Annotated in this window: 7 protein-coding genes; 6 read left to right on the top strand and 1 reads right to left on the bottom strand. The window is 41.8% G+C overall.

The window, feature by feature from the left end:
- From AC0YNT_RS17125 to AC0YNT_RS17100, 6 genes are all read left to right on the top strand, one after another.
- Positions 1-516, top strand: a 516-nt coding sequence (locus AC0YNT_RS17125; RefSeq protein WP_475805711.1) for a transposase, incomplete at its 5' end; no start/stop codon positions are given.
- A gap of 720 nt (positions 517-1,236) precedes the next feature.
- Positions 1,237-1,749: a hypothetical protein gene (locus AC0YNT_RS17120; protein WP_475805710.1), complete on the top strand. Its 513-nt coding sequence runs from the start codon at positions 1,237-1,239 to the stop codon at positions 1,747-1,749.
- Positions 1,750-2,062: 313 nt separating this feature from the next.
- On the top strand, positions 2,063-2,605 hold the full coding sequence (locus AC0YNT_RS17115; protein WP_475805709.1) for an SMI1/KNR4 family protein: 543 nt from the start codon (positions 2,063-2,065) through the stop codon (positions 2,603-2,605).
- 319 nt (positions 2,606-2,924) lie between these two features.
- Positions 2,925-3,548: a DUF6199 family natural product biosynthesis protein gene (locus AC0YNT_RS17110; protein WP_475805708.1), complete on the top strand. Its 624-nt coding sequence runs from the start codon at positions 2,925-2,927 to the stop codon at positions 3,546-3,548.
- Positions 3,549-4,000: 452 nt separating this feature from the next.
- Complete coding sequence (locus AC0YNT_RS17105) at positions 4,001-4,765, top strand: methyltransferase domain-containing protein (RefSeq protein ID WP_475805707.1); 765 nt, start codon at positions 4,001-4,003, stop codon at positions 4,763-4,765.
- A gap of 122 nt (positions 4,766-4,887) precedes the next feature.
- Positions 4,888-5,244 carry a GNAT family N-acetyltransferase gene (locus AC0YNT_RS17100; RefSeq protein WP_475805706.1) on the top strand — a complete coding sequence of 119 codons (357 nt, stop codon included), beginning with the start codon at positions 4,888-4,890 and terminating at the stop codon, positions 5,242-5,244.
- Between the two features lie 397 nt (positions 5,245-5,641).
- On the opposite strand, the gene AC0YNT_RS17095 is transcribed toward AC0YNT_RS17100, so the two are convergent.
- On the bottom strand, positions 5,642-6,532 hold the full coding sequence (locus AC0YNT_RS17095) for a LysR family transcriptional regulator (RefSeq protein ID WP_475805705.1): 891 nt from the start codon (positions 6,530-6,532) through the stop codon (positions 5,642-5,644).
- Between the last annotated feature and the right edge of the window lie 81 nt (positions 6,533-6,613).

The raw sequence follows: 6,613 nt of genomic DNA, 5'->3' as shown, positions 1-6,613 counted from the left end.
GAAGCGAAAGCAGATTTAAAACGGCTCATTGAAGAGTTTGAACGTGTGACCTCCATGCTAGAACAGATCGAAAAGGACATCGAAGCACTGCTTTCGGAGATTCCAATGGCGCAGCAGCTTCGCACCATAAAAGGACTTGGGAAGATTTTCACCGCGGCCATATTAGCAGGAACAGGGGATCTAAGGCAATACGCGCACGGTCGTCAGGTTTTACGAAAGGCTGGTCTTAATCTGGCCCAAAGCACGTCCGGAAAGCGAAAAGGACAAATTGTTCTTTCGAAACGAGGGGACTCTGCCTTACGAAAATATCTCTATCTCGCGACCGTTCAACTCGTTTGGAATAACCCTGTTTTCCGCCATCTGCATGAACATAATGTGCAGGAAAAGAAGATGAAAAAGCAGCAGTCCATCTTTAAGTTAATAGGGAAACTAGCGCGGATCTTAGTTGGTATTGTTCAGCGAGGAGAAAAGTTTATGCCAGAGAAAACGATTTTGAACTGGACTGAAGCAGCTTAAGTTTTATGAAGATACGTCACGTATATTGACTCGTTCGCGGGATTTCACAAAGAAAGCACGGAGAACCGAGTTCGTTCCTCTTAAGGGCTAAGACCCATCCGCTAAACGCGATCGGTATCCACACCTTGGACAAGTATAACGAAGGATTGTAAGGGCAATGACCCGTTGAGTTATGGGAGGGTGAACGCCAAGGGATTCGTGGAGTATGTGTGCAGTAGAAAACGAATTGGGGATTATTTCCTAATAGTCCTCTGTTTCCACATGCCCAGCCCACCACCTCAAACGGGTTCATCTGTTCTCTATCCTAAGATTGATCTGATCTAAGGTGTTGAAATCCTGCGAATGAGTGAGTATATGTGAGATAAACCCTTAAAACCGAGGGACGGGGAACGATAGTTAAATAAGTAACGGACGAAGCTGCCGAGCAATCGGTGGCTTCATTGTGTTAACGGGCAGATTGTTGTGTGCCCCTTCGAATGTGTTTAATTAGTGGTTGTCCAGTAAGATTGTCTGTTGTCGTTGTGTTCATTAAGGATTTTACTGAGCGGTAGCAGGGTTGGGGCACCCTGATCATCTATACGTCTCTGGAAGTGGAGTAAGGGATAACAGGGAGGGGGCAATTGCCCAAGCCAACGCCAGCACGCTGACATATACATGTTAGAGAAGCACCCATATGAAAATGCAGAAACGAGTGTATTATACAAAAAGAGGATGAAGCATATGGCGAAAATCCCTAACTTCCCCCAAAGGCTTATGGATGAGCATGCCCGATGGCATATGAGCCATATGAATCGGGACGTGCGTTCGGGCGACGGCATTTCGTTCCTTCGGTTTCATCGAAGGTTTTTAAGAAAAGCCCTGCGATGGTATAAGGGTCAAGGGCTCGATCACCAAAGAGTGACGGCGTGGTCCCGGATCCCATCGGCTGTTAAAGCCACTCCCGGCTGGGACAGCCAGCTGCAGGAAGCCGAGGATCGTATGGTGAAGCGTCTGGGCTCGTTCAAGTCCTCGGATGAACTGGGCCGTTTTCTCCTGACGTCCTCTCTCCACGACTCCATTCATGTCCTCGGCTCGGAGGTTTACGGAGACCCAGATTTCGGAGTGATCCTTAGATCCCCTCGAAGCACCCTATTCTATCGCTGGCATGGGCTGATCGACCGATGGTGGAGGAAGTACCAGCAGCTGAACAAGAGCAAAGAGACAAAGACAAAGACCGTGAAGCCCGCTCGGTGAGCGGGCTTTGATCTGTTTAAGCTGATTTGAGGGGGGGCAATTCCGCTTCACAAGGAGTTGGTAAGATCAAGTTACGTTTGATGAAATTGCTCAAGGCAGTTGATTCAACTTACTGGGAACGTTAGTTGAGAACAACAAAATGGCAGCTGATCCGAATGATCAGTTGCCATTTTTGTTGAAGTAAAGGGCAGGTTAGTTCCAATATGTGGTATTATGATTGGATATAATACATTATCTCAACAGCGGCTAAGTACCCTGTAAGAGAAACATGCTCAATCATTAATCGGTGAACATATTATTTAGGAGGATAACATTGAATACTCTGTTCTTAACTCTAACAAGCTTAAAAGAACGTTTAATAAAAACTCCAATCATAAAAGTCCAAAGAGAACTAGGATATACGTTTGAATGTTCCGTTGTCTTCTATAATGCATGCACAGAAGAAAGAATCCATGAATTTACAGAAGAAACTGCATTCAAAATTCCACAAGATTATCGTGAATTTTTACTTATTCATGATGGTGCTATTCTTTTTCAAGATGAATCTGGCCAAGCTAATCCTTCATGGATAATCTTTGGTATTGATGAGATAATCGATTATTTGAATATACATCATATACCTGAGCACCTATATCCAATAGCTACATATGGTCAAACCGTTATTTTCGTTAATGGAGATCGGGTGAGCGAGGGTAGGGAAGACTATTTATTTGACCGTTCAATTTACGATTCAATTGATAGTGAAGGTGAAGATATTAAATTAAATTTCGAACTCTTCTTTGAGCGCCTTATTGTTTCACAAGGATCCCATTTTTGGTTTTGGAATCAACTTAACGCTACAAACTATTCAAAATAATCTTAAAGATAAGTGGGGCGTGGGCGCTATTCCACTTATCTTTAAGGCATTTGGCACTTAGGAGTTGAACTAACGGTGAACATTAGTTTAAGATGGCAGCTGGCATGATGGTCAGCTGCCTTAAGCTTGAATTTAAATCGTCAGCACGTTATATCCTTGCATAAATGCTTGCAACCGCTTCTCTCATTAGTACGTAAAGGGGATAAAGCAGAAAGGATGAGCGCATATTTCTACCCGACCGGCTTTATTCCGAAAAATGAAAACGCCTGGTTCTATTTTCTTCGTTTTCGTGCTCCTCATGTCTATCTTGACAGGCGTTTTGTCGAAACCCTATTTCACGGATCGTGTCTTCTACCTGTATGAGGATACGTACAAATTCGCCGGCGAGCAAGACCGTCTAGTCACCTATCATAGCAGCACGGCCGGTCCCGTCCAAGTACGCACCGACGACGAACTGCACCGCACTTTAATCATAGGCGGGCAGTCCTATGCGATTGCGGACAAAAGCGTATCTTACTCGACCAAGTTTCGTGTAACCTACCCGAACGGCCATGTCTACAGCGTCGAGGATAACAATGGCATGCTCTTGAGCTACGATGACAAAGGCAATATCGTCATGGTTACTCAGGTGTATGTTAACGGCGAGCGGATCAAGGAGGAAGGGGAAGAAGATTTTACACCGTCGGCACTCGTAAGTGCGGCTTACCCCGATTACCATGTCAAACGAGGCATGCCAGGGTTTTTGTTTCTTGCCCTTGGCTTGTTGATCTTTGGTTGGTGCAACTTCCGGTACCAAGCCTTCCAGGATTTAATGTTCCGTCTATCTCCGCAGCGGCTCATGTACGAGAACCCCGAGCCGAGCGACTTCTATTATTTCACGAGTAAGGTCGGAGGCATTGTCGTGATGCTCGGTTCGATTTTCGTCGCTTTTAAAGCGTACTAGGCGCATGTGGACCTAGGCAGCCATTGACGAACAGGCGTCGAGTGGTAACGATATGTATATTGTCATCCGAGGACCTTGGCTCCTGAATGTTAACCGAGCGGAAGAGTTGAGGAAACACTTTTTTCTCTGGAGGGCAAGAAAAAATAGTGCATTGCGCTAACTGGGAACGTTAGTTGAGAACAACACAATGGCAGCTGATCCATATGATCAGTTGCCATTTTTGTTGAAGTAAAGGGCAGAATAGTGGAATTTAGTTAGTCTGCTCGTGGACATATATTACTCAGAAAGATATATTGAAATTACCAAATATGGAAGAGAGTGATTGTAATGAATACAAATACTAAAGTTGAAAGCACATTAAATTTCGAGGTGCGGAAGGGCTAATAAAGAATTCTTATTATTAACCTTCCGTGTGTGTAAAACACATCTAAAACATGGAGGGAACAACAAATATGTTGTTTAATAATGTTGAATCATATGAAGGTATTTTAGCGGAAACTTACGATATGCGAACGGGTAGCGAGTCCGATGACAATGAGTTCTTCAAAAAAATGATTTTAGAAGTTCCAGGTGCTGCCTTGGAGCTTGGATGTGGTACTGGAAGATTATTGTTGCCCTATTTGGATGCAGGTCTTGATGTTGACGGGGTTGATTGTTCTAAAGACATGTTAGATATATGCAAAGCTAAGGCTAAGAAAAATGGGCAGTTTCCAGTTTTGTATGATCAATACATGCAACATCTTGATATACCTAAAAAGTATATGACTATCTATATACCAGCAGCTTCTTTTATTCTCTTATCAGAAAGAGAAGACGCAATGAATGCATTAAAGAGTATATACGAGCATCTTGAACAAGGTGGACAGACATTAATCCCTTTATTTGTACCCAAAGATCTGTTCATAAATAAAGGTGCTGAATGGGCAACTGGTTTTAGTGGTACAAAAAGCGACGGATCGGATATAGTCGTAAGTTCCAAATCAACTTTTAATTTTCTTGAACAGATACAAGTTAAGATTGAGCGATATGAAATTTTTAAAGATGGTCTCTTAATTGACACTCAGTATAGTACAACTAAAATGCGATGGTTTTTTAAGTATGAATTTATTATGATGCTTGAAAAGGTCGGTTTCAAAGACGTTTCTGTTTATGGTGGATATTCTTTACAAGAGGTAAATGAAGATCAAAATTTTATGATTATTAGAGCAAGAAAGTAAGTAGAATGCAAAATCACAAAGGCTGCTATTAGGCAGCCTTTGTTGTGGAATGCAATTAACTGAACACCAAATGTTAAACTAATTGGGAACTTCTAACACATGCAAAATTCGAAGAGGTGATAATGTTGAGTGCCGATAAAACTGTTTATATCGACACGGATAGATTGGTTGTCAGAACATTTAACGAGGACGATTTTGAGCAGTTTAAAAGGCTTTTAGATCTATATGGAGGATGGGAAATACAGAAACCAAGAGCTAAAGAGTTTTTTGATTGGCATCTTTCAAACTATGAGAAAATGGATATTGTAATTGGGGTTGTTTGCCTGGGGATTTTTGAGAAGAATACAGGTGATATTATTGGTCAGGTCGCAGCACAAGAACATGATGATCTGCACGAACCAGAGTTTGGCTATGGAATACTTCCGTTCGCAAGAGGAAGGGGTTACGCTAAGGAAGCTGCTAAAGCAACGCTCGAATGAATTGATAAGAGATTTGATATTCCATACATTATTGGAACAGTTGAAGTTAACAACATACCATCACAAAAGGTACTGGAATACTGCAAGTTTGAGCAAGTAGGTGAGCAAAATTTGCTTATACACATGATAAATGAGCGACATGATGATTTTAAGTATTATCGATATTATTTTAGAAAGTCCAACACCTGATAAAAGAGACGTGATTACACTAACGTGGAACAATAGCTTAACCGCACAACAAAAAGCAGCCGAACTTTCAAGTTCGGCTGCTTTTTGTTGAACTGAAAGGGCAGGATAGTGTGGAGAATATCTATATAAGAATTCAATTATGCAATGTCGACAAAGGTCGTGGCCTGCGGAACCTATAGATTTATTGCGGACATTTGGAATTGTAAAACTATCCATATAAGTCCTGAATCTGTGTCAAGAATGTTTTGGCAGCAGCGGAGAAGACCTGATGTTTTTTCCAAACCATATTCAATCCGGACTCAAGTCTAGGCTCAAGAGGTCTAAAACACAGTCTGCTATCAACAGACGTATTTACGATTTTTTCTAGTGTTAGAGCATAACCAATGCCTTCTTCAACCATAATCGAGGCATTATAGGCCAGGTTGTAAGTAGCTATGATATTTAGTTTATCGAATTCGTCACCAAACCAATCCGTAAATTCGTTCTTTGAAAATGTTTGCTTTAGCGCCTGTCTAGAGCAAATGAGCGGAACTTGAAGTAAATCAGCGGGTTGAATAACATCCTTGCGAGCTAGAGGACTGTCTTTCCTCATTACAACGCCCCAAACGTCTTTGGCGGGCAAATTCAAATAATTGTATTTTGAAACATCAGCCGGTTGAATAAGTATACCAAAGTCGAGCAGTCCCCTATTGATCCGCTCCGTTACGTCATCTTCGTTCCCGCTGTAGAGATGATACCGTATATGTGGATATTTTGACTGCAAGTTCTTTACTACTCGAGCAATTTGTTTCATGGCATCTGTTTCCCCACTGCCTATATATACATCCCCACTAACCGTTTCCTCCATAGACCGGAACTCAGTCTCTAATTTATCCACCATCTCAATGATTTCTTCAGCTCTTCTTCTCAAAAGCGTTCCTTCTTCTGTGAGGATAATATGGTGGCTACTGCGAATAAATAGTTTTTTTCCTAACGTTTGTTCAAGATCCTTTAATTGTCTGGACAAGGTTGGCTGTGTTAGATGTAAAAAGTCTGCAGCAGCCGTAATGCTTCCTTCTCTAGCGACAGTTAGGAAATAACGTAATACTCTTACCTCCATAGACATATCTCCTTTTTTTGTTTCCATACTACATGTTAATGAAATGCTTTTCAAGCATATCAAGTTATGAGATATGAGTAT

Source organism: Paenibacillus sp. J22R56, assembly GCF_056269375.1.
Note: the sequence above shows the minus strand (reverse complement) of the source record. Positions and strands in the feature narration are given on the sequence as shown.